Annotated in this window: 18 protein-coding genes and 1 other RNA gene; 2 read left to right on the forward strand and 17 right to left on the reverse strand. The window is 65.9% G+C overall.

Annotated features, from left to right (window positions below; all coding sequences use genetic code 11):
• Positions 1-5 precede the first annotated feature (5 nt).
• From GTZ97_RS02355 to ssrA, 10 genes are all read right to left on the reverse strand, one after another.
• Entirely contained in the window at positions 6-797 is a 792-nt protein-coding gene (locus tag GTZ97_RS02355; RefSeq protein ID WP_161648922.1) for an EAL domain-containing protein, read from the reverse strand.
• 1,851 nt (positions 798-2,648) lie between these two features.
• Entirely contained in the window at positions 2,649-5,534 is a 2,886-nt protein-coding gene (locus tag GTZ97_RS02360) for a DUF927 domain-containing protein (RefSeq protein ID WP_161648923.1), read from the reverse strand.
• Complete coding sequence (locus tag GTZ97_RS02365; RefSeq protein WP_161648924.1) at positions 5,531-5,818, reverse strand: hypothetical protein; 288 nt, start codon at positions 5,816-5,818, stop codon at positions 5,531-5,533. The genes GTZ97_RS02360 and GTZ97_RS02365 overlap by 4 nt, the downstream gene beginning before the upstream one ends.
• A gap of 7 nt (positions 5,819-5,825) precedes the next feature.
• Positions 5,826-6,197: a hypothetical protein gene (locus GTZ97_RS02370; protein WP_161648925.1), complete on the reverse strand. Its 372-nt coding sequence runs from the start codon at positions 6,195-6,197 to the stop codon at positions 5,826-5,828.
• The gene (locus GTZ97_RS02375; protein ID WP_161648926.1) at positions 6,194-6,424 is read right to left on the reverse strand and encodes a helix-turn-helix transcriptional regulator; all 231 of its coding nucleotides are present in this window, start codon (positions 6,422-6,424) and stop codon (positions 6,194-6,196) included. Before GTZ97_RS02375 ends, GTZ97_RS02370 begins: the two co-directional genes overlap by 4 nt.
• Before the next feature lie 903 nt (positions 6,425-7,327).
• Complete coding sequence (locus tag GTZ97_RS02385; protein WP_161648928.1) at positions 7,328-7,693, reverse strand: hypothetical protein; 366 nt, start codon at positions 7,691-7,693, stop codon at positions 7,328-7,330.
• Positions 7,690-7,881, reverse strand: a complete 192-nt coding sequence (locus GTZ97_RS02390; RefSeq protein WP_161648929.1) for a hypothetical protein — start codon at positions 7,879-7,881, stop codon at positions 7,690-7,692. Before GTZ97_RS02390 ends, GTZ97_RS02385 begins: the two co-directional genes overlap by 4 nt.
• Positions 7,882-8,438: 557 nt before the next feature.
• Positions 8,439-8,699: a helix-turn-helix domain-containing protein gene (locus tag GTZ97_RS02395; protein ID WP_330863529.1), complete on the reverse strand. Its 261-nt coding sequence runs from the start codon at positions 8,697-8,699 to the stop codon at positions 8,439-8,441.
• Between the two features lie 10 nt (positions 8,700-8,709).
• Positions 8,710-9,948: a tyrosine-type recombinase/integrase gene (locus tag GTZ97_RS02400; RefSeq protein WP_161648930.1), complete on the reverse strand. Its 1,239-nt coding sequence runs from the start codon at positions 9,946-9,948 to the stop codon at positions 8,710-8,712.
• A 164-nt stretch (positions 9,949-10,112) separates the two neighbouring features.
• Positions 10,113-10,483: a transfer-messenger RNA gene (gene ssrA / locus GTZ97_RS02405) on the reverse strand.
• Between the two features lie 273 nt (positions 10,484-10,756).
• Between ssrA and GTZ97_RS02410 the strand changes: the two genes are divergently transcribed.
• Together GTZ97_RS02410 and GTZ97_RS02415 are read left to right on the forward strand one after the other, a co-directional pair.
• A complete protein-coding gene (locus GTZ97_RS02410; RefSeq protein WP_161648931.1) occupies positions 10,757-11,935 on the forward strand; it encodes an alkane 1-monooxygenase in 1,179 nt (392 codons plus the stop codon).
• Positions 11,936-11,950: 15 nt separating this feature from the next.
• Entirely contained in the window at positions 11,951-13,075 is a 1,125-nt protein-coding gene (locus GTZ97_RS02415) for a 2Fe-2S iron-sulfur cluster-binding protein (RefSeq protein ID WP_161648932.1), read from the forward strand.
• A gap of 16 nt (positions 13,076-13,091) precedes the next feature.
• Here GTZ97_RS02415 and argJ read toward each other — a convergent pair whose 3' ends face one another.
• The 7 genes from argJ to GTZ97_RS02450 form a co-directional block, all read right to left on the reverse strand.
• Positions 13,092-14,321 carry a bifunctional glutamate N-acetyltransferase/amino-acid acetyltransferase ArgJ gene (gene argJ / locus GTZ97_RS02420; RefSeq protein ID WP_161648933.1) on the reverse strand — a complete coding sequence of 410 codons (1,230 nt, stop codon included), beginning with the start codon at positions 14,319-14,321 and terminating at the stop codon, positions 13,092-13,094.
• Between the two features lie 84 nt (positions 14,322-14,405).
• A complete protein-coding gene (locus tag GTZ97_RS02425; protein WP_161648934.1) occupies positions 14,406-15,230 on the reverse strand; it encodes a LytR/AlgR family response regulator transcription factor in 825 nt (274 codons plus the stop codon).
• Positions 15,231-15,236: 6 nt separating this feature from the next.
• Positions 15,237-16,412, reverse strand: a complete 1,176-nt coding sequence (locus GTZ97_RS16940) for a sensor histidine kinase (RefSeq protein ID WP_161648935.1) — start codon at positions 16,410-16,412, stop codon at positions 15,237-15,239.
• Positions 16,409-17,470, reverse strand: a complete 1,062-nt coding sequence (locus GTZ97_RS02435) for a putative solute-binding protein (RefSeq protein WP_161648936.1) — start codon at positions 17,468-17,470, stop codon at positions 16,409-16,411. Before GTZ97_RS02435 ends, GTZ97_RS16940 begins: the two co-directional genes overlap by 4 nt.
• A gap of 224 nt (positions 17,471-17,694) precedes the next feature.
• Positions 17,695-20,439, reverse strand: coding sequence for a preprotein translocase subunit SecA (secA, locus tag GTZ97_RS02440; protein ID WP_161648937.1), 2,745 nt, complete (start codon positions 20,437-20,439; stop codon positions 17,695-17,697).
• Between the two features lie 156 nt (positions 20,440-20,595).
• On the reverse strand, positions 20,596-21,354 hold the full coding sequence (locus tag GTZ97_RS02445) for a metal ABC transporter permease (RefSeq protein ID WP_330863530.1): 759 nt from the start codon (positions 21,352-21,354) through the stop codon (positions 20,596-20,598).
• Positions 21,351-22,211, reverse strand: coding sequence for a metal ABC transporter substrate-binding protein (locus GTZ97_RS02450; RefSeq protein WP_161648938.1), 861 nt, complete (start codon positions 22,209-22,211; stop codon positions 21,351-21,353). The genes GTZ97_RS02445 and GTZ97_RS02450 overlap by 4 nt, the downstream gene beginning before the upstream one ends.
• Positions 22,212-22,249: the final 38 nt, after the last annotated feature.

The raw sequence follows: 22,249 nt of genomic DNA on the forward strand, positions 1-22,249 counted from the left end.
ACGCGCTATGACAACGTGTGCGGCTCCAGGGGCGAGACGGCCTTGAACGCCGGCTTCGCAAACAGATAGCCCTGCATCAGATGGATGCCCGCATCGCGCAGAAAGTCCCGCTCTGCCGGCGTCTCGATGCCCTCGGCGATGACGTCAATGCGCATGTCTTCGCACAGGCGCACCAGGTTGCGCACGATGGCTTGCTTGGTCGCCGAGGTGTCGATGTGACGGATCAGATCCATGTCGATCTTGATCAAGTCGGGCTGAAAGTCGGCTAGCAGCTTCAGGCCGGCATAGCCCGCACCGAAGTCATCGATGGCCGTCTTGAAGCCGCAGCGCTTGTACTCGCGCAGGATTTCCGCGAACCAGGGGCCGTCTTCCACCCGTTCGCCTTCGGTCACTTCGAAGATGATGCGCTCGATGGGAAAGCCGTGTGCCCGTGCGGCCGCCAGTGTGGTCTGGATGCAAAGTTCGGGCTTGTAGATGGCATTGGGCAGGAAGTTGATGGACACACATTCCCGAATGCCCAATTGCGCAGCGCCCTTGATGGCTTTGACGCGGCAGGCCTGATCGAACCGGTAGCGGTTGGCATCCGTCACCTGGGCCAACACCGAGGCGGCGCTTTCACCGCCTGGCCCCCGCACCAGGGCTTCATGCGCGAACACCTGACGGGTGCGCACGTCCACGATGGGCTGGAAGGCAAATTCGAACGGAAACCCCACCCGTTCACCGCGTGCGCAGTCCTGGCAGTCCTGCGGGGTGCCGGCCAGCGGCTGAAAGCCCACCGGAAAAGTCGCATTGGTCATCGTACGCCCTCGGGTATGCGAAGGCATTCTGACATGCGCCCACGCCGCAGCGAATGACTGTCAAAAAAGAAAGGGCCCGGCGGTTGGCCGAGCCCTTGGGATTGGTGGGCCGGGGTCACTTGAATGTCGCGTCAGAACATCGATGGATAGGGGTTCTCGGAATATTTCGTTTTCAAGTTGCCCCCAAAGTTGCCCCCAGACTTTCCCCGCTGGGGGGCGTTTGGGCCGCCAGGGGAGACGCGCCGCGCCTCTTTTTGACGCCAGGGATGCATGCCCGGCCTGCCCTCTGAGGCCGACCCTATCCCCCCACCCCGAAAACTTGCGCACGCGTGAAAATGACGAACCGGTCGGTCCGTCCAGCGTGAAGCCCTCGACTTTTGACCCGCCCTCCCGTCGTGGGGTACCCCCTGTGCATTACGCGGTGCTGCACGGGAAGGGAACCGGTCGGTCAAGGCGGCAAGCGGTCCAGAGATTGAAACCCCCCCTACTACGGCGGGCATTGGTTCGCGGGTGACTTCCAATTTCGGTGGGGACAGTGGGGACAACTTGAAAATTTGGTGTAAGTCATTGATATATAAAGGAAAAGTTGTCCCCATGTAATCTGGGGACACCGCCCCGGCGGCTGGGGACAGTGGGGACAGGCGGTCAGCACCAAGGACACGGGCGGCGGGCCACGGCAGTCCTGGTGCTGAGCCTGCCCAGCCCGGGCGCGGAAGCACCCTCCTGCGCGGCCCATGCCGCCCCGCTTGTATCGACGGACATCAGGGTGCACGGGTATGACTCGCACGTGACAGGGTGGAGCTGGTCAGCACCAGGGGCAAGGGTAGGGGGCCACGGTAGTCCTGGTGCCGAGCCAGCCCAGCCCGGGCACGGAAGCACCCTCCTGCGCGGCCCATGCCGCCCCGCCTGTATCGACGGACATCAGGGTGCACGGGTATGGCTCGGGCGTGACTGGGCGGCAGGCGGTGAACACCAGGGGCAGGGGCGGCGGGCCACGGCAGTCCTGGTGCTGAGCCTGCCCAGCCCGGGCGCGGAAGCACTCCCCTGCGCGGCCCATGCCGCCCCGGCTGTATCGACGGACATCAGGGTGCACGGGTATGGCTCGGGTGTGATTGGCCGGCAGGCGGTGAGCACCAGGGGCAGGGGCGGCGGGCCACGGTAGTCCTGGTGCCGAGCCAGCCCAGCCAGGGTGCGGAAGCCATCCCCTGCGTGGTCCATGCCGCCCCACCTGTATCGACGGACATCGGGGTGCACGGGTATGGCTCGGGCGTGACTGGGCGGCAAGCGGTGAGCACCAGGGGCAGGGGCGGCGGGCCACGGCAGTCCTGGTGCTGAGCCCGCCCAGCCCGGGCACGGAAGCACCCTCCTGCGCGGCCCATGCCGCCCCGCCTGTATCGACGGACATCAGGGTGCACGGGTATGGCTCGGGCGTTATTGGATGGCCGGTGCGGGGCACCGTGGGTCCGGCCGGCATGGGGCGTGCACCCCAGACGCCCCCCATCCGATCAGACTTGGTTTAACTGGATGCAACGCCGCCACGCTATCAGCGTGTGGCCGCCCGTCCAAACCAAAGCGCCTGTATGTTGAGCGCCTCCGCAGGGTCGGCGGTCTGCGGAACAGATAGAAGGGCTGGCGGACGGCCTTTTTCTGGGCGGGGTAGATAGCCCACTATCACCAGTTCGCCGGCCTTGACCATGTTCCAACAGGTCCGCTGCGCCACTGTGTAGCCCACCTGCGCCATTACCGCCAAGTCGCGCCATGTGCCCGCACTGCCTTGCCGGTGCAACGCCTGCGCAGCGGCTAGCAGCGCGGCGCGTTCGGGGCCTACCGGGCGTCCCCCTCGCCCACCGCTCACACGTCCCCGCCGTCATCACCCAGCACGCTGGCTTTGAGGCGGTACACCCACGAGAGGCCTAGGCCGGGCAACCGCTCTTTGCGGGTGGGGCGCCCGCCCTTTTCGGGCACCAGGTGGCCGCGCTTCATTAGCAGATGGGCCATAGCGTTGTGGTCGAAGCCTTCACACAATCGACCCTTGAAGACTTCGGCCATGACGTAGAACTCTACCTGTGAGCCCTCTTCGACGTCCTGCACAAAATCGGCAACCCGGTTGTACTCGGCGCCGTCTGAGCTGCTGCGGTTGATGGGCTTGCCGTTGCTGTCCACCAGCCTGCGGAAGCCCCACCGCTCGGTGGGGTTCGGTGCCCGGTCATCCAGGGCCCGATGCCACCACGCGAAGTTCCCAGCCCCACGTTCAGACAGCAGGCGCTGTACCTGTTGCAGCATGTGGCGTTCTTCAGCATCGCCCAGCCCGCCACGCGACTGCAACCAGGCATCAAAGCACTGGCGCACACCTCGGGCCGCTTCACCTTCGGGCCAGCCCGTCACGCCCGCCGTGGTAGCCAGCTCGCCCGCTGCAGCCACCAAGGCAAACCGGCGCCCCACGCGTTGCACCTGGCCACTGGCAGCCTCTGGCACCCATTCATCTGTGTAGCGGTCAATCAGACCCCGCACCATGGTGCGCAACTCATCCGCGTGCAGCGTGGCCCATTCCAGGAAGGCCCGGCCTGCTGTGCCGTGCTGCAACTCGATGACCTTCCCCAGGTGGGCAGACAGGGCCGCACCGCTCGCCAGCTCGTGCAACTGGTTGAAGAGGCCCCGGCCCTGGCCAGCATCGGCGGGGATGTCTGCAAGGCGCAGCTCCTGCCCGGCCTTGCTGCGCTTGCCACCTTCGGCCATGTGCTGGGAAAGGCTGATCTCCCCAGCCGACAGGAACAGCAGACGCCAGGACAGGCGGGGCCGGGCCTGCCCGGTGCGGGTACTTCGTGCTTTGCCTGTCTCATTGGCCAGCATGTAGGCGCACTCGCCCGCGGTCTTCGGGTCCACCTGCGCCAGCTCATCTAGGATCAACAGGCCGTCACAGTGCTGGGCCGCGATGGCCTCAAGGGCGTTGTCTGTGCTGCGCCACCGCTGCATGTATGCCGGGCCACCCCAAACCGATGCGGCCATCTTGAGCGCCGTGGTCTTGCCACAGCTCGACCCACCACGGAAGTGAAAGCCACCGCTGTCCACCCCAGAAGGGCGCACCAGCACGCCGGCAAAGGCACAGGCCACCGCGAACACCAGCCGATCATTGCCCACACACAGGCGGGCCACAGCCTGGCGCCAGCCCTCCAGCGTGCCTCGCTGCTTGAACGGGTTTTCAGTGATGCCATCCACCTGGTAGACGATGCGCTCATCATCGCCGCCGATGGTTTCGCGTGGCAGCACGTAGGCGCGGCCATGCCAGCCCACACGATCAGCACAGCGGGCCATCTCTTGCGGCTGGCGGGTCTGCAGGTACTGCGTAAGCCGGTTGCGTGCATTGGCACCGCTGGCGATCAGCAGGCCCATGTTCAGCAGCGCGGCGCGGTACTCAGCCCCATCACCGGCCAGCATGCGGGCAGGCATGGCCCAGGTGCGGGGCCTTCCCATGGGGTCGGTGAACTCCAGCAGGTAGCCCCAGCCCATGCCGTCCTCATCACGGGTGCGGGCCGTCACGTCCAGGCGGCTACACACCCACTGCGGGGCCTTGCTGCGCCCGTCCTGGTCGGCCTCCAGGAACCACACGCCCTCATCATTGACCAGGAAGCGATCCCACACGGGCGGCACAGCCCCTGCCGGTGGCGTGTCGGGCCTGCCCTTGCTGCCAGCACGGGCCGGGGCCTGTGCGGCTTGCTGGTGGGCTTGCTGCGCCTCTTGTGCGTCACTCACGGCCTGTGCAATAGCCGTGGTCACCGCATCCACGCCCATGAGCTGGTGCAGGTCGTTCCAATCGGTTTGGCCTGCTGGCAGGCCCTGCGGGCACACGGCCAGGCCCTGGGCAGCACGGGCCGCTTCGGTGGCCTTTTCCCGGCCAGGGTTGCGGCCTGTGGCCTGTTCGCGTTCGTGGTCGTTGTCACCACAGACCACGATGCAGGCACCAGGGAAGGCGGCACGCATGGCCCGGCCCACCTTGGGCAGGTTGCCCCCGTCAAAGGCCACGCACACGGGGTGCCCCGTGGCCTGGTGCAGGCTGGCGCCCGTGGCCCAGCCCTCACACAGCAGCAGCACCCCGGCTCCCTGTGGATCACCCAGCCAGTGCATGAGACCCGTCTTGCGACCACCGGCCAAAAAACGCTTGTCGTGGCCCTGCCCATCGGGCCGGGGCTTGATGCGCTGCAGGTTCCACAGCTTGCCTGCCTCATCCCGCAGGGGGATCACCATGCAATCGCCCGGCTCGAAGCGAACGCCCAGCCCCTGCACGCCCTTGCGGTCCAGGTAGGTGCAATGGCCTTGCTCGGTGGCTTGCGCCCACTGTGCAACGGCCTTGGTGGCTGCATCGGCCTGGCGGCGTGCGGTCTCTTCGCGTTCGGCCTGTTCGCGTGCTGCACGGGCCTTGCGCTGCGCCTCGATGGCAGCATGGTCCAGCGGCTGGGCCTGCGGGGCGTCGTCCCACTTGAAGCCAAAGCCCTTGGCAATGTGGAAGAGGGTGCCAATCTGCACCCGGCCCCCACTCTTGAAGCTACGCCAGGTGTCGCGGGCATCGGTCGGGTTGTAGGCTTCGCTGCCCTGGCTCCAGGTGTCGAACAGATCGAAGCCAGCGGCCCCCAATTCAGCCTTGAGGGCCATACCCACCCGCGCCCACTCTTCGCGGGGCAGGTCGGGCGGAATGCAGGCCAGGGCAGCCCGGATCACTTCGGGCGTGATGGTGTGTTTCATGTGTTCTCGAATAGCTCGCCCTGTGCCCTTTGGGGCCGGGCCATCAGCCAGAAGCGGGCGACACGCCGGGTGCTGCGCCCGTCATTGCAGGCAACGCGGTGCACCTCACGCCGCAGGACGAAGCCCACTGCGGGGTGGCGCATCACGCTCAGCACCTTGGTGGCGCTGCCGGTGTCGCATGCGGCCTCGATATCGCGCAGCGTGGCCCCTGGGTTTTGCTCCAGGAATGCGGCCACGCGGGCTATCTGGTCCGCTCGGGTGTCAGGGGGCAGTTCTTGGAGCATGCCGCCCTCACTTGTCGCGTGCCGCCTGCCTTAACTGGAGCCGGTGCAACGCTGCTTGGTGCGCCCGTAGGGCGTCCTGTGCTTGCAGGTAGTCCCCAAATGAGGCCATGGCCGCCTCAAGGATCAGCAGCGCATCGGCGCACATCTCCGCATGGGGCTTGTGATCTGGCGTCCAGTCCAGCGCGGCGGGTTCGCCGTACTGAAGCACGGGCGATTGCTCGTTCCACTTGTACCCAGTGGCGTAGGCCAGCTTCACCGCGGCTACGGTCAGGCGAAGGCGAAGCACATCTTCTGCCACGCTGCAGGCTTGATAGGCGGATCTGGTGGGGGCGTTCGTTGTCAGCGCCAGAAAGTCAAGGTGAGACAGGGGCTTTGTCACTTGGCGCCCCCTTGCTCGATGCGCTGACGAATCCAGGCGTCCACCTCATCGGCGTTCCACACCGTCATCCGGTCGCCAAGTTTGATGCCCTTTGGGAACTCGTCCCGGGCGATCATGCGGTAAAGAGTGGGGCGACTAACCTCGACCCGCTGCAGCACGCTGGGAAGGCGGATCAATGCTGGCTTACCACTGGTGGACGCTGCGGCGTCCGTATCTTGATGGCTCATGGTCGATCAAGTGAGTTAATGACCGACTCATGATGGAAACCGCAGCGGAACTATCCGGCGGGGTTCGTTCCGCTTTTCTTTCTCTTCTCTCTGGCCTCAATTTCGCGGACATATCGAGCTGTGCAGCCGAAGATCCTTGCAACGATGCCTGCTGCAGCACGCCCATGCGTACTCTGAAGCTCACAGAGCTTTTTGTAGATGGCGTCGTGGTCTAGCAGTCGAGTTCGCCCTGGTGTCCCGTCACGTGCGGCCTTTTTGCCGTTTGCTTGGCTAAGCTTCTGGCCTGCCAGAATTCTCGGCACCCTCGCCCACATCCAATACGACGACAGATAGGCAATCCATCTGTACCAAGCATGGCGAAGTCTGGCGGCACAGTCCTCTGCATCTTCTGGAGACCACGGGCCAAACTCGATACGGTCGGCTATACGCTCAATCTGTTCCAGGAAGTCGAGAGACGGTTGCATTTCCATGCGCTCAGATCGCGCAATGCGTACGGGTTGACCACTTAGCTTTTCAAGTGCCTGCCGTCTTCTGTTGGATGTCGCGTCCTGCCATCGTTCTAGCTCTTCCACGTACCTGAGTACGGGCGCATGCAGGTTCTTGCGAAGACTCAAATGCAACCCATACGCCTCGCCATTGCCGCACCTTGCTGCCGTGAATGCCTCGGGTATCAAATCGCACACATGCTCCAGTTCGCCAACATCGCAGAGCTGCAGACACTCGCCAAAGCCGGGTGTCTTCACAACCTCGCGCAGGAGATCATCTAGCGGAGCTACGTGCGGCTTTTGCTGCCTCCTGCCCATCTTCTGTTCCGTTGGTTGTGGTCATTCTTGTTGAGCCAGGTTCAGCGACTTTGGCGGCATGCAGTGCCGTGGTGCACTGACCTGACCAGATTAGACAGGCTCAGCACATGGACGAAGTAACGGAGCCACTGCCATTCATCTGCATGGCCATTCCATCAGCTTTCTCTGCGATGCGTTCTAGGGAAGAACCAAGCGCCCGCAGCACCTCACCCGAAACATCATCAAACGTCCCCCAGTTGTTCACTGCGTCTACGTACTGCGCCAGCTCGTCTGCCAACTGAGGGTCAAGCACGCAAGCGTTACCAATGGCCACCAGCGTCCGTCGTGCTTCAGCGGCGAAGGCTGCAAGCTTCACGACTTGAGCCAGGCGGTAGACCTCCTGGGCCTGTGCATCGATTTGCTGGCTGAGTTTGGCGATATCGGCCAGTTCATTACCGGTCGCTTTGGCGGTGCTGTGGCCCTTCATTGCTGCACCTCCAGGTTGCGCAGTTGATTCAGGGCTGCCAAGGCCTGCACGGCCTTGCGGGCAGCGCCCGGCACGTTAGCTGCAGGCTGGCGCAGGTGATACAGGGCCACGCTCAGAGAGTTTTCAGCGTGTGCGAATAGCTGGGCTAGCTCCAGCTCGGTGACGGGCTTTGCCGTGGTGTCGGTCATGGTTTCAGGCTCCTAACTGAGACTTGAATCCACTCGCCATGTTTTGAAGCATGGAGGGTGGGCGGGATGTTCAAAACACGCAGTTAGACGTGCGGACGCCCTTACGGGTGGTCCCATCCCGCCCGCAACCAGCAGCGGCCCAAGGCTTGAGCCGCAAATGTACGGACGTGACAAAACCTCGCTGTCGGGGAGGCTGGCCGCTAACTGGAAGGTGTTTTGAAGCACCGGCCCTTTCGGGCTGAGTCGATTATGGCACGCACAGCGGCAAGGCCGTCAAGTCGTGCAAGCCGGGCCGGGGCAGGGCGGCCCCAGGGGAAAGCCTCCGCGCTGCAAATGGGAAAGGGGCAGGCGCAACCGAAGGGCGGCCGATGGTTCCTCAGTGGCTTTAGCGTGGAGGTGTACCCACTCTGTACCCTGTATGTCCCCTGCTTGTCCCCATAGCATCTGATGGGCTGAGTGGCCCTGTTCATCGGCATTCTGGCCCGACCGCGTGTCCTGTCCCCATGTCCCCGCAGCAAACGCAGGCCCTGCAGTTCATCAGGCGGGTTTTTGTGGTGTCAGCCACGCGGCTTTGCGGGCGCCTTTCGGGGTTTGAGCGGCATGCCCCGGCCTGGGGTCCGCATGCGCTGAGCTGTTTGCCTGATGATTTCATTCTCGACGTGACGCAATACGTCGGTGCCCAACATCACCCATGCCCGCCCGATCTTGGCGGCCGGGATGACCCCGTCACGAATCAAGTCCTCCACGGTTTTGGGGTGAACCTTGAGCACGTCGGCGGCCTCAACGAGGGTCAATGTGGGCTTTATGCAGGGCATCATGGCGTGCAGCTCATGCTGTTTTGAATGGCAGCACCTGCGCACCCTGGCGCAGGGTGTCTAGGTAGTCGGCCCACTGCTGCATCATGCTGCGCCGCTGGTCTACGAACTCGGTGCGGTTGTAGGCCCGGCCCAGGCTGTCCCGCACGGCGTGCGCAAGCTGCGCCTCCACTACCGATTCGGGCACGCCCAGGCGCTCAGCCATCAGCGTCCGGGCCATGGCCCGAAAGCCGTGGCCGCTCATCTCGTCTTTGGCAAAGCCCATGCGCCGCAGGGCGGACAACACCGCGTTATCGCTCATGGGCCTGCTGCCGCCGCGTGGGCTCGGGAACACGTACCGGCCCCGGCCCGTCAGGGGCTCCAGCTCGCGCAGCACGGCCACGGCCTGGCGCGACAGGGGCACCAGGTGAGGGGCGCCGCTGGCTTTCTGCTGCTTGGTGCGCTTCATACGGGCGGCGGGCACCGTCCACACGGCGGCGTCAAGGTCGAACTCTGCCCATTCAGCCTGGCGCAGCTCACCGGGCCGCAGGAACACCAGCGGGGCCAGCTTCAAGGCCGCACGGGTGGTGGGCAGGCCCTGGTAGTCGTCGAAGGCCCGCAGCAGCTCGCCCACCTTCCGCGGGTCGGTGATGGCCGCGTGGTGCTTCACGATCACAGGTTGCAGGGCGTCCCGCAGGTCTGCAGCGGGGTCGCGCTCACACCGACCGGTGGCAATGCCGTAGCGGAAGACCTGCCCGCATGCCTGGCGCACGCGGTGGGCTGTCTCGATGGCGCCCCGGGCCTCGACCTTGCGCAGCGCCTCCAGCAGCTTGGGCGCGGTGACTTCGGCAATGGGCGTGGCACCGATCCAGGGGAAGGCGTCTTGCTCCAGGCGAAGCAGGGTGCGAGCCGCGTGGCCGTCGGTGACGGCGGCGCAGTGCACGGCCTGGTGCCACTCGCGGGCCACTGCCTCAAACGTGTTCGCGGCCAGGGCGGTGCGGGTGGCCTTCTCTGCCTTGCGCTTTGCGCCCGGGTCAATGCCGGCCGCCAGGTCGCGGCGGGCGAGGTCGCGCCGCTCGCGTGCGTCTTTCAGGCTGGTGTCGGGGTAGGTGCCCAGGCTCAGGCGCTTCTCTTTGCCGTCGTGGCGGTATTTCAGGCGCCACCATTTGCCGCCGCTGGGCGCAACCTCCAGGTACAAGCCTCCGCCGTCGAAGAGGCGCACGGGCTTGGGGCCGGGCTTGGCGGTCTTGATGAGCACGTCTGTCAGGGGCATTTGGGGGCAACTCCGTTGAGGGTAACTCACTTGCCCCCAATGTTGCCCCCAGTTGCCCCTAGCTGTCCAGAGCCGCCGTGAGCTGCTATGGACAAAGAAAAAGCCCTAAGTCGTTGATTACTTAGGGCTTTTGAGCGGTTCTGAGATGTTCAGAAGCCTTGTGTTGGTGGAGCCGGGGGGAATTGAACCCCCGTCCGTAAGCCATCATCGAGCAGTTCTACATGTGTAGTCGTCTGTTTTGAGTCTCACCGACCTGATCGCGCAGCGACACGCTACCAGGCCAGCCAGTCACTTGATCTCGACCTGTACCGAGTGACCCGGCACAAGCCCAGCCTATGTGAATGACCTCTCAGCTGTTGTCTTGCGACTCAAGCCCGGCCCATAGGCCAACCGTTGAGAGGCTCACCGGTATTAAGCGGCGAGTGCGAACGATTCGTCGTTTGCAGTTAGTTTTTTTCCAGTGGATTTACGAGCTGACTGGTGCTCGACATGCCCTGTCCCGAATCCGCACCCACGTCGAAACCAGGTCGGCCCCAGGAAAAGTAGCCCCATTGTAGGCGGTTCGCGCCGCCGCTGTCGGGCCATGTCGTGAATGTGGGGATGGGGTGGGGCGTTTCAAGCCCCTGGGGTTTGCCCTTTTGATCTCGCGCAAAGTGACTTCATTCGTGTCCAGACGGCATCGGCGCCGATTCCTTGGTGTCGTCGCCCCGACCCGGCTGGCGGTTTCGCGCTCCTAGTCTTGAGCCCATGGTGTGCGCCACCCCCCCCCGACTGTCATCACCGGCGCACCCCTTCAAGGAGATCAACAATGTCCAAGTACCTCAAAGGTTGGTTGATGCCCGCACTGGGTGTGGGCTTCCTGCTCATGCTCGTCAAGGGCGGCTGGTGGATGTGGGCGCCGTTCCTGGCGGCCATCGTGTTCTTCATCGGGGCCGACCGCTGGTTGCCACGCGACGAATCGGAGCCGCCGCGCACGCAAATCACCTTGCTGCTCAACCTGCCGCTCTACCTGATGCTGCCCATGCTGGCGCTGTTGAACTTCACCGTGCTGTGGATGTTCGGCTCAGGCGACCTCTTCGGCTACGGCGCCTGGGTGAAAGACACTGTGGGCATCGATCTGTTTGCGGGTCGCGAAGCGACGACGCACTGGTTTCAGTGGGCCGGTTGCGTCGTCACCGTGGGGCTGATGAATGCCGTGGGTGGCACGGTCACCGGGCATGAACTGACTCACCGCACGGCGCATCCGTTCGACCTGTTCATGGGCCGCTGGATGCTGGCCTTTACCTGTGACACGTCGTTTGCGATCGAACACGTCTACGGCCACCACGTCAACGTGGGCACGCCGGTTGACCCGGCCACGGCCCGTCGCGGCGAGAGCTTCTACAAGTTCACCGTGCGCTCGACGATCATGAGCTTTGTGCACGCCTTCCAGCTGGAACGCGCCCGTCTCAAGAAGCTGGGCAAGTCGGTGTGGAACCCGTTCGCCAGCCCCTTTCTGCGCGGCAACATCGAGAACATCGCGATGTTCGTGGCGGCCTACCTGATCGCCGGTTGGCCGGGCGTGGGCTTGTGGGCGGCGATTGCCTTCGTGGGCAAGCAGTACCTCGAGATCACCAATTACTTCGAGCACTATGGTCTGGTGCGAGTGCCGGGCCAGCCCGTGCAGCCGCGCCACTCCTGGAACTCGAATCACTGGGCCAGCACGAACGTGCTGTTCAGCCTGGCGCGCCATTCGCATCACCATGCCGAAGGCGAGGCACCTTACTGGACGCTGTATGCCTATCCCACCGCGCCCATGCTGCCCCAGGGCTACCTCTCGATGCTGCTGATCGCGCTGGTGCCGCCCTTGTTCAAGAAGATCATGACCCCCGCGCTCAATGAGTGGGATGAGCGCCATGCGTCGCCGGCCGAGCGCAAGCTGGCCCAGGAGGCCAGCCGCCAAAGCGGCATGCGTGGGCTGAAGATCACCCACGCCAAGCTGGCCTGAACCGGGAGCCAGACCGTGTGGGCCAAACTGTTTCGACGCGCACCCGAGGCGCACACGCTGCGCCTGCAGCCTTCGGGCGAGGCGCTGAGCGTGGGCGCTGACGAGAGCCTGCTGCAGGCTGCGCTGCGCGAGGGCCTGCCCTTTCCGCACAACTGCCGTGTGGGCGGGTGTGGCGAGTGCAAGTGCCGCCTGGTTTCGGGCAAGGTCAAGGAACTGACCGACAAGAGCTACCTGCTGTCGGCCGAGGAACTGCAGCAGGGCTACATCCTGGCGTGCCAGAGCCGGCCCCGGTCGGATGTGGTCGTCGAGGTTGCCTTGCGTGAGGCCGTTGCGGCCCATCCGGTGGTGGAGACGACCGGGCGCATCACCGGCCTGCACCGGCTCACGCCCGACATCGTCCACCTCACGCTGACGCTGGTGCAGCCCATGCCGTTCAGCGGCGGGCAGCATGCCGAACTGTCGGTGCCTTGGGCGGCGGCATCGGACGATGCGGTGCGACGCTACTCGTTTGCCTCGGCACCCGACCTGGCCGATCCGACCCGGGTGGATTTCTTCATCCGCAAGGTGCCCGGCGGGCGCCTGAGCCCCTGGCTGGTCGACCAGGCCCGTCTGGGTGAGGTGCTGACCGTGCGCGGCCCGCACGGCCAGTTCGGTCTGCGCCCTGGAGAAGGGCCCATGGTCTGCGTGGCGGGCGGCAGCGGGTTGGCGCCCATCAAGGCGATGCTGGAGCAGGCTGTGGCCGATGGGCAGGCCTCACGCCCGCTGACCTTGATTCTGGCGGCCCGCACACAGGCTGACCTGTATGGGCTGGACGCCATCGATGCCATCCGGCGGCAGTGGGGTGGGCGCTTCCGCTTCGTGCCTGTGTTGTCGGCCGAGCCAGAAGGCAGCGGCTGGGCCGGGCTGCGCGGCATGGTGGCCGACCGGCTTGACGAGATCCTGGGCGAGCGCATCGGCGAACACCAGGCCTGGCTGTGCGGCCCGCCGCCGATGATCGACGCGTGCGAGGCGGTGTTGCGCCGCGCCGGGGTGCCCGACGCGCGCCTGCACGCCGACCGCTTCCTGGATGCCTCGCACCAGGCGCAGGCTCAGGTGCAGTCGCAGCCGCATGAGCGCGCCAGCGCCGGGCTGGCGGCCTGAGGCGAGGGATCCGCGATCAGCTGCGGTAGTCGGCGTTGATGCTGACGTAGTCGTGTGAGAGGTCGCAGGTCCACACCGTGGTCTGCGCCTCACCACGGCCCAGGTGCACGTGGATCGTGATCTCGCTTTGCTTCATCACGCGCTGGCCGTCTTCCTCGCGGTAGGAAGGGTTGCGGCCGCCGCGGGTGACGACGTGCACATCGTCCAGGTGCATCTCGATGAGGTTCTGGTCCAGGTCGTCGATGCCGGCGTAGCCCACGGCCGCGAGGATGCGGCCCAGGTTGGGGTCGGAGGCGAAGAAGGCCGTCTTGACCAGCGGCGAGTGCGCGATGGCATACGCGGCCAGCGCGCATTCGGCCTCGTCACGGCCGCCTTCGACGGTGATGGTGATGAACTTGGTGGCGCCTTCGCCGTCACGCACGATGGCCTGGGCCAGCGCCTGTGCGACCTCGATCAGCGCGGCGCGCAGCGTCTGCGCATCGGCCGAGTCCAGCGAGGTGATCTCGGCGTGCTGGGCCTGGCGGGTGGCGATCAACACAAAGCTGTCGTTGGTCGAGGTGTCGCCGTCAATGGTGATGCGGTTGAACGAGGCGTTGGCGGCCTCGGTCACCAGCGGCTGCAGCAGCGCGGGGGCGATGTTGGCATCCGTGGCCATGTAGCCCAGCATCGTGGCCATGTTGGGCTTGATCATGCCGGCGCCCTTGCTGATGCCGGTGATGGTCACGGTCTGACCGCCGATCTGCACCTGCTTGGAGGCGCCCTTGGGCAGGGTGTCGGTGGTCATGATGCCTTCGGCGGCCACAGCCCAGTTGTCGGCCTTCAGGTCGGCCAGTGCCGCGGGCAGTCCGGCTTCGATGCGGTCGACCGGTAGGGTTTCCATGATCACGCCGGTGGAGAAGGGCAGCACCTGCTCGGGGGCGATCTCAAGGTGGCGGGCCAGGGCAATGCAGGTCTGGCGGGCGCGGATCAGGCCGTCTTCGCCGGTGCCGGCATTGGCGTTGCCGGTGTTGATCACCAACGCGCGGATGTCGGTGTTGGCGGCCAGATGCTGGCGGCACAACTGCACCGGGGCGGCGCAATAGCGGTTTTTCGTGAAGACGCCGGCCACGGCGCTGCCTTCGGCCAGGGTCACGACCGTCAGGTCGCGGCGGTTGGCCTTGCGCACGCCAGCCATGGCGATGCCCAGCTTGACGCCGGGAACAGGGTGCAGGTCAGCGGGGGAGGGGGCGGTCAGATTGACGGGCATGGCAGGCGGGCTCCGGGGGACTCCACAAAAGACGCACGATTGTGCCGCAGTCCGGGCCGGCCACGGCGTGCCCGTCCGCCAGGCTCACATCGCCTTGAAGCGATGGGCATACAGGCGGCTGACCTCGAGTGTGGCGGAGTGGTCTCGCAGGTGCACGCGCATGCGGTGGTCCTGCCGGCTGACGCGTTCGATGGCCCGCGCATGCACGACCACGCTGCGGTGGATCTGCCAGAACAGCGCGGGGTCGAGCTGGGCCAGCAGGTCGCGCAGCGGGGTGCGGATCAGCTTGTCCGGTGCCTGCGGGTCGTGCTGAGCGGTGACGACGCGGACGTACTTGTCTGCGGCCTCCAGGTAGAGGATGTCGTCCACCGGGATCAGGTAGACGGACGACCCGGCTGCAGCCTGCAGGATGCGCAAGGGCGCGGCAGCGGCCTGTGGGGTGGCACGCAGGGCATGCAGGCTCGTGACCAGGGCCTGATCGTCTCCGTTCCCTTGCTCCCCGCCCTCGGCATGGTGGGCCAGCTGCGCCAGCCGCTGCTGCAGGCGCAAGCAGGTCATGGCCAGCCGGTCGCGCCGTACGGGTTTGAGCACGTAATCGACTGCCGCTCGCTCGAAGGCGGCCACGGCGTGGTGGTCAAACGCCGTCACGAAAACGATCAACGGCAGGGCGCGCTCGGGCGGCCATGATTCGATCACGCGCTCTGCCGCAGTGAGCCCGTCGAGCACGGGCATGTGGATGTCCAGAAACAGGACGTCGGGCAGCGTTTGCAGTGCGAGCGCGCAGGCATGCTGGCCGTCGCCCACGGTGTGCGAGACAGTCAGATCGGGCCAGAGCTGGTTGAGCAGGCGGCGCAGGCCCTCGGCCAGCACAGGTTCGTCTTCGGCGATCAGGGCGCGGGGCGTGGTCATGTGTCGTCAGGCTGGGTGCAAAGGCGCGGCGGCCTGTAGCGGCAGGCGGAGCGTGGCAAGTGTGTGGTCCCCGTTTCGGCTCAGGCGCAGCGAGGCCGCAGTGCCATATGCGGTGGTCAGTCGCTCGGCGATGCAGTGCAGGCCAAAGCCGGGTGACGCGTGGGCCGCATCCGGGGTGGGTGTGTCGCTGGGGCCCCAGTCCGATCCGCTGTCTCGCACTTCGATCACCAGCATGGCCTCATCACGATGGGCGCGCACGCGCAAGGTCCCACCTTGCGGCAGCGGATCCAGGCCATGCTTGATCGCATTCTCGATCAGCGGTTGAACCAGCATGGGAGGCAGGCGCTCGGCATGCAGCGCAGGGTCGACGTCCATGTCCACCTGCAGTCGCGCGCCCATGCGCACCTGCATCAGCGCCAGATAGTCACGCGCCTGTGCCATCTCCTGTTGCAGGGTGACCTCGCTGGCCTGGCTTGCATTCAATGTGGCGCGCAGGTAGTCGATCAGGTGCGCCAGCATGTCCTGCGCGGCGGCCGGCTGCGTGTCGATCAGGGCATGGAGGTTGGCCAGGGTGTTGAACAGCATGTGCGGGTGGAGTTGGGCCTGCAGCCGCTGCAACTGGGCCTGCGCGTGAAGGCGTTGCGTACGCTCGGCGCGAAGCTGCAGCACCATGGCCTTGACCCGGATGACGTCCACCAGAAAGATCACCAGCATTGAAAAGCCATGGAAGATCATGCCGATCAGCAGCGAAGCCTGCTGGGTGCGATGACCGGGCCAGGCGCCCGTGGCGTTCAGGTACAGCGTCCACAGCCCGTAGGAAAGGGGGGCACTCAGCAGGTAGACGGTCAGGGCCAGCGCCGCCATGAGTGGCCGGGGCAGCAGCGCGTAGACGCCATCGCGCTCGTGGCGTTGTCGGGCCGCTTCGCTGCGGTGCCAGTGGTGGCGCGCCAGCACGTACCACAGCGGAGCGGCCATGGTCAGCGTCGCGGCGGCGCCCATCAGATTGGCCGCGAGGTAGTGCACGAACGACAGCGGTGGGGCGCCCGGCAATGGGTTGGCCACCTCCAGTGCCTTGAAAAAGGTCGCGAACACCAGCGCCCACAAGGGCTGGATGCTGAGCAGGCGGCGCAGGTGCGGCCATAGCAGGACGCGCCAGTGCGGCACATGCGGTGTCGCGCTCACCAGTCGATCTCGGCACGTGTGGCGCAGTCGGGCGCCTGCGCATGCACGCTGCAGCGCACGCGTTTCATGAAGCGCAGGCCTTGCTTGTCGTAGAAGCCCCGCTTGCCCAGTTCCACGCGCAGTTGATGCTGCCCGCTCACGAAAGCCACGGCATCTTGTTCGCTCAGGTCCACCCAGGTCTGTGGCGGGATGTCGGCCTCGGCCTTGCGCACGGCGGTCAGCACGGCATCGCGCTGGTCCAGCCAGTGCCGGCGCGAGTGGGCGCCAAAGCCTTCGGGAAAGCGCTGCCGCTGGATGACGAGTTGCAAGGTGGTGAAGCCCAGCGGCAGTCGCGAGATGCCACCCTTGGTGCCCACGCCCTTGTCGATCTCCATCGCGCGGAAGGCCACAGCCGGCGCGAACAGCACGTCCAGCCCGCCGTTGTTGAACTTGGTCACGAAGTTGCGCAGGTCTGCCGAGACGGGCTGGGCGCCCATCATGTTGATCAAGTAGGCCTGGACCTTGTCGTGGTCGAAGGCGGGCATGCGGGCGCCGGCAAAGCCGCGCGTGAACAGCGTGCGGTCGCGCACCATGGTGTAGAGGGCCCCCGTGCTGACGATGCCAGCGATCTCGTGCCCATCCTGGATGTTCAACTTGGCTGCGGCGTCAGCCGCCAGGATCTGGATGGCCTTGTCGATCACGGTGTAGCTCGCGTCCAGGTCCACACGGCCATCTTTGATGATGGTGGCCGCTCCGCCATGGTCCAGCGCGGCGGTCACCGCGTTGTAGGGGCGTGTGCGCAGTGAGGTGGCGAGCAGTCCCTGGCACTGTCCCACCTTGAAGTCGTCGGCTGCGATGCGCTCGTCCGTGTAGGCCTTGACGGTGATGTCGGCGCCATGCTTGCGCATCACGAGGGCATACGTCCTGGCCGCATCGAAGATCTGGCCGCTGGTGCCCAGTGGGTCCCACACGCACACGGTCTGGGCCGCGTGCGATGTGGCCGAAGCTCCCAGCGCCCCCAGCGCCAACGCCAGGGACAGGACACGTCGGTGGGCGGCGCGGTGAGGTGTCGGGGGCATGGCGGGATCCTGATGTGATGGGTATGAGGCCATCGAATCTAGCGGGAAGGATGTGGGTTGACCACAGGCTTGCGATCAATGGTCGGCTGGTGTCGCCAACCGACCCAGGTTGGCGCTGAATGCGCGGCGAAAAAAAAGAGAACCCGGACGGGTTCTCTTTCTGGCGCAGATGCCGCACATGGCGCACATGCTGCGATGGCTGTGGTCATCACGCCATCAGCGCATCAGGCGACCTTGCCGTGGCAGTTCTTGTACTTCAGGCCGCTGCCGCAGGGGCAGGGGTCATTGCGCCCCACACGCGGCACGGCTTGCGCCATCGTGCTCGGGTCGGTTTCAGTGGCGACCGAGCCATCCTCGTTGGGATGGGTGTAGGTGACGTTGATGAAGCTCTCGCCCTGCTGCTCCAGTTGCTGGGCGGCGCGCTCGGCTTCTTCGCGGCTCTGAATGCGCACAGTCAGCAGCACGCGGGTGACGTCCATCTTGACCGTGTCGAGCAGGCGGCCGAAGAGCTCGAAGGCCTCGCGCTTGTACTCCTGCTTGGGGTTCTTCTGGGCGTAGCCGCGCAGGTGGATGCCCTGGCGCAGGTAGTCGAGTGCGGCGAGGTGTTCCCGCCAGTGGGTGTCCACCGACTGCAGCAGCACCATGCGGGCAAAGCCACCGAACTGTTCAGCGCCCACCAGGGCCACCTTGGCTTCGTAAGCGGCGTCGGCCGCCGCCAGCACGCGCTCCAGCACGTCGTTGTCGTCCACTGCCGTGGCGCCTTCGACCCACTTGACCAGGTCGACTTCGACCTGCCATTCCTCGCGCAGGTTGGCCTCCAGGCCAGGCAGGTCCCACTGCTCTTCGACGCTCTGCGCTGGCACGTGGGCGCGCACGACATCGGTGATCGCGCCCTTGCGCAGACCGTTGACGAAGGCGCTGGCGTCGGTGGCCTCGAGGATCTCGTTGCGCTGCTGGTAGATGACCTTGCGCTGGTCGTTGGAGACGTCGTCGTACTCCAGCAGCTGCTTGCGCATGTCGAAGTTGTGGCCTTCAACCTTGCGCTGCGCGCTCTCGATCGAACGGGTGACGATGCCGGCCTCGATGGCCTCACCTTCGGGCATCTTCAGCCGGTCCATGATGGCGCGCACGCGGTCGCCCGCGAAGATGCGCATCAGCGGGTCGTCCAGCGACAGGTAGAAGCGCGACGAGCCTGGGTCGCCCTGGCGGCCCGCACGGCCGCGCAACTGGTTGTCGATGCGGCGGCTTTCGTGGCGCTCGGTGGCGATGATGCGCAGGCCGCCGAGTTCCTTGACCTTGGCGTTCAGCGCCTGCTGTTCGGCGCGCAGCGCGTCGATCTTGATCTGCTTGGCAGCCTCGTCCAGGTTGGGGTCGGCCTCGATCAGCGCCACATCCTTCTCGACGTTGCCGCCCAGCACGATGTCGGTGCCGCGGCCGGCCATGTTGGTGGCAATCGTGATCATCCCGGGCCGACCGGCCTGGGCGACGATGTCCGCTTCGCGGGCGTGCTGCTTGGCGTTGAGCACCTGATGCGGCAGGTTCTCGCGCGTCAGCATCTGCGCGATCAGTTCAGAGTTCTCGATCGAGGTGGTGCCCACCAGCACGGGCTGGCCGCGCTCGTGGCAGTCCTTGATGTCGGCGGTGATCGCCTGGAACTTCTCTTTGGCCGTCTTGTAGACCAGATCGAGCTGGTCCTTGCGCAGCATGGGTCGGTTGGGCGGCACCACCACCGTCTCCAGGCCATAGATGGACTGGAACTCGAACGCTTCCGTGTCAGCCGTGCCGGTCATGCCCGACAGCTTGTTGTACATGCGGAAGTAGTTCTGGAAGGTGATCGAGGCCAGCGTCTGGTTCTCGGCCTGGATCTTGACGCCTTCCTTGGCTTCCACAGCCTGGTGCAGGCCATCCGACCAGCGGCGTCCTGACATCAGGCGGCCGGTGAACTCGTCGACGATCACCACTTCGCCGTTCTGCACGACGTAGTGCTGGTCCTTGTTGTAGAGGTGGTGGGCACGCAGCGCTGCGTACAGGTGGTGCATCAGCGTGATGTTGCCGGCGTCGTAGAGGCTTTCGCCCTCCTGCAGCAGACCGGCTTCAGCCAGCAGGGCCTCGGCGTTCTCGTGGCCGGCTTCCGTGAGATAGACCTGACGGGTCTTCTCGTCGGCTGTGAAGTCGCCGGGCTCGACCACGCCTTCACCCGTGCGCGGGTCGGCCTCGCCGATCTGGCGCTTCAGCTTGGGCACCACCGCGTTGATGCGCAGGTACAGCTCGGTGTGGTCTTCGGCCTGGCCGGAGATGATCAGCGGCGTACGGGCTTCATCGATCAGGATGGAGTCGACTTCGTCAACGATGGCGTAGTTCAGGCCGCGCTGCACCCGGTCACGGACCTCCATGACCATGTTGTCGCGCAGGTAGTCGAAGCCGTACTCGTTGTTGGTGCCGTAGGTGATGTCGGCGGCGTAGGCGGCCTGCTTCTGCTCACGCGAGGTCTGGGGCAGGTTGATGCCCACGCTCAGGCCCAGGAAGTTGTACAGCCGTCCCATCCACTCGGCGTCGCGGCGGGCGAGGTAGTCGTTCACGGTCACCAGGTGCACACCCTTGCCCGTCAGCGCATTGAGGTAGACGGGCAGCGTGGCGGTCAGCGTCTTGCCTTCGCCGGTGCGCATTTCAGCGATCTTGCCGTTGTGCAGGGCCATGCCGCCGAGCAGCTGCACATCAAAGTGGCGCATCTTGAAAACGCGCTTGGAGCCTTCGCGGACGACGGCGAACGCCTCGGGCAGCAGGGCGTCGAGCGATTCGCCCTTGGCCACGCGCTCTTTGAACTCGTCGGTCTTGGCGCGCAGTTGCTCGTCGCTCAGGGCCTCGAACGTCGGCTCCATGGCATTGATCTTGGCGACCGTGCGACGGTATTCCTTCAGCAGGCGCTCGTTACGGCTACCGAAAATCGAGGTGAGAAGCTTGGGCAACATGAAAAATGGATCCGCAAGGTGCGCGGCGCGCCATGCGCCACACCGGCCTCCGAAAGGGGAGGACCAAAGCCAAAAAGTGTAGCACCGGGGTGTGGCCCTCTCGTGTCGCCCGGTCAAGGGGCTTCACGGGGGTTTTCCACGTCGGACTGTCCGGTTTCACCGGGCCCGGCCGAGCAGGCACACCGCGGCCATGACGACCACCACCAGGGCGCCGGAGGGCAGATCCAGCATGGCCGACAGCGCCAACCCACACAGATAGGCCAGCGCACCCAGGCCAAATCCGTGTGCCAGGCGCCGGGGCGTCGTGGGCACCCGCTGCACGGCCAGCGCGGGCAGGATCAGGCTAGAGAACACCAGATACACCCCCACCAGCTGCACCGAGGCCGTCACCGCCAGCGCAAACAGCACATAAAAGCCTGCGCCGGCCCAGCGCGGTGGCATGCGCCACCACGCCAGCAGCAGCGCGGCCGTCAGCGCGGCCATGGCCCAGAGCTGGTCTGGCGTGACCCACAGGATCTGCCCGACCAGCAGGTCTTTCAGGTGCTCGCCCCCGTGCGGGTTGCCCGCCAGCAGCAGAATGGCCACGCAAGAGGTGACGACGAAGAGGGCGCCGATCAGCGCCTCTTGCGATTGCGGCCAGCGGCGCTCCAGCCAGTGCAGCAGCGCCGCGCCGGCCAGCGCAGCCGAGCCCGCGCAGACCTGTACTTCCCAGCCGTGGGGCTCGAAGCCGGCCAGTCCGGCGACCAGCACCCCCAGCCCTGCGATCTGGGCCACCGCCAGGTCGATGAAGACAATGCCCTTGCGCAGCACCTGCAGCCCGAGTGGCACGTGGGTGGCGAGCACCAGCAGCCCGGCCACCAGGGCCGGGCCGACGATGCTCCAGTCGACGGGGTGCCAGTGCAACGCCTCGGTCACTGCAGCGCTTTCAGCAGCCGGGCCACCGTGTCGTCAAACAACGTGAACAGGTTGGTCGCCTGCTCGTTGCCCCCCACGGTGTAAGGCAGCACCACAACGGGCAACTGCGTGCGCTGCGCCAGCCACTGTGCACTGCGCCCGTCGTTGTACGCTGCCCGGATCACCATGCGGGCCGGGCTGGCCTCCAGCTGTCTGACCACCGACGACAAATGCGCGCTGCTGGGCTCGACCCCGGGCTTGGGCTCGAGCGCCGCCACCTGCCGCAGCCCCAGCCAGGCCTCCAGGTACGGAAAGCCTTTGTGCTGCACGACCACCGGCGTGCCGCGCAGCGGGGCGGCCTGCTGTGTCCACCGTGCGGTGGCCTGGCCCCAGCGCTGCAGAAAGTCTGCGCCGCGCTGCTGGTAATGCGCGGCTTGCTGCGGGTCCACCGCGGCAAGCTGGCGCACCAGGGCCTGGGCCACGCGCTCGATGTTGCGCGGGTCGGTCTGGATGTGCGGGTTGCCAGCTGCGTGCACGTCGCCGTGCGCCCGGTCCACCTGCGCAGGCACCTCGCGCATGGGCACGTGGTCGGCCGCCATGAAATGCCCCGGTCGACCGGGCTGGATGCGCGGGTTGCCCGCCTGCTGCAGCAGGATGGGCAGCCAGCCGGCTTCCAGTTCGGCGCCAGTGCACACCAGCAGGTCGGCACGGCGGGCCGCCGCGATCAGGCTGGGCCGCGCCTCGATGCGGTGCGGATCCTGCAGCGCATTCGTGGCCCGGTAGACCTTGGCCTGATCGCCGGCCAGCTCGCTGACCAGCGCCGCCCATTCCGGCTCGCACGCGAAGACCTCGATGGCGGCGTGGGCGGCGGGTGCCATGCTGAGTGCGAGCGTGGCCCCTGCAAGCCGCGCAAGCC

It is taken from the genome of Aquabacterium fontiphilum (assembly GCF_009909205.1).
Lineage (GTDB): Bacteria > Pseudomonadota > Gammaproteobacteria > Burkholderiales > Burkholderiaceae_C > Aquabacterium > Aquabacterium fontiphilum.

Bases quoted from the DNA above. Each gene is read 5' to 3' on its own strand.
- GTZ97_RS02355 (WP_161648922.1), bottom strand. From the start codon at position 797: ATGACCAATGCGACTTTTCCGGTGGGCTTTCAGCCGCTGGCCGGCACC.
- GTZ97_RS02360 (WP_161648923.1), bottom strand. From the start codon at position 5,534: ATGAAACACACCATCACGCCCGAAGTGATCCGGGCTGCCCTGGCCTGC.
- GTZ97_RS02365 (WP_161648924.1), bottom strand. From the start codon at position 5,818: ATGCTCCAAGAACTGCCCCCTGACACCCGAGCGGACCAGATAGCCCGC.
- GTZ97_RS02375 (WP_161648926.1), bottom strand. From the start codon at position 6,424: ATGAGCCATCAAGATACGGACGCCGCAGCGTCCACCAGTGGTAAGCCA.
- GTZ97_RS02385 (WP_161648928.1), bottom strand. From the start codon at position 7,693: ATGAAGGGCCACAGCACCGCCAAAGCGACCGGTAATGAACTGGCCGAT.
- GTZ97_RS02390 (WP_161648929.1), bottom strand. From the start codon at position 7,881: ATGACCGACACCACGGCAAAGCCCGTCACCGAGCTGGAGCTAGCCCAG.
- GTZ97_RS02395 (WP_330863529.1), bottom strand. From the start codon at position 8,699: ATGATGCCCTGCATAAAGCCCACATTGACCCTCGTTGAGGCCGCCGAC.
- GTZ97_RS02400 (WP_161648930.1), bottom strand. From the start codon at position 9,948: ATGCCCCTGACAGACGTGCTCATCAAGACCGCCAAGCCCGGCCCCAAG.
- GTZ97_RS02410 (WP_161648931.1), top strand. From the start codon at position 10,757: ATGTCCAAGTACCTCAAAGGTTGGTTGATGCCCGCACTGGGTGTGGGC.
- argJ (WP_161648933.1), bottom strand. From the start codon at position 14,321: ATGCCCGTCAATCTGACCGCCCCCTCCCCCGCTGACCTGCACCCTGTT.
- GTZ97_RS02425 (WP_161648934.1), bottom strand. From the start codon at position 15,230: ATGACCACGCCCCGCGCCCTGATCGCCGAAGACGAACCTGTGCTGGCC.
- GTZ97_RS02435 (WP_161648936.1), bottom strand. From the start codon at position 17,470: ATGCCCCCGACACCTCACCGCGCCGCCCACCGACGTGTCCTGTCCCTG.
- secA (WP_161648937.1), bottom strand. From the start codon at position 20,439: ATGTTGCCCAAGCTTCTCACCTCGATTTTCGGTAGCCGTAACGAGCGC.
- GTZ97_RS02450 (WP_161648938.1), bottom strand. From the start codon at position 22,211: ATGGCACCCGCCGCCCACGCCGCCATCGAGGTCTTCGCGTGCGAGCCG.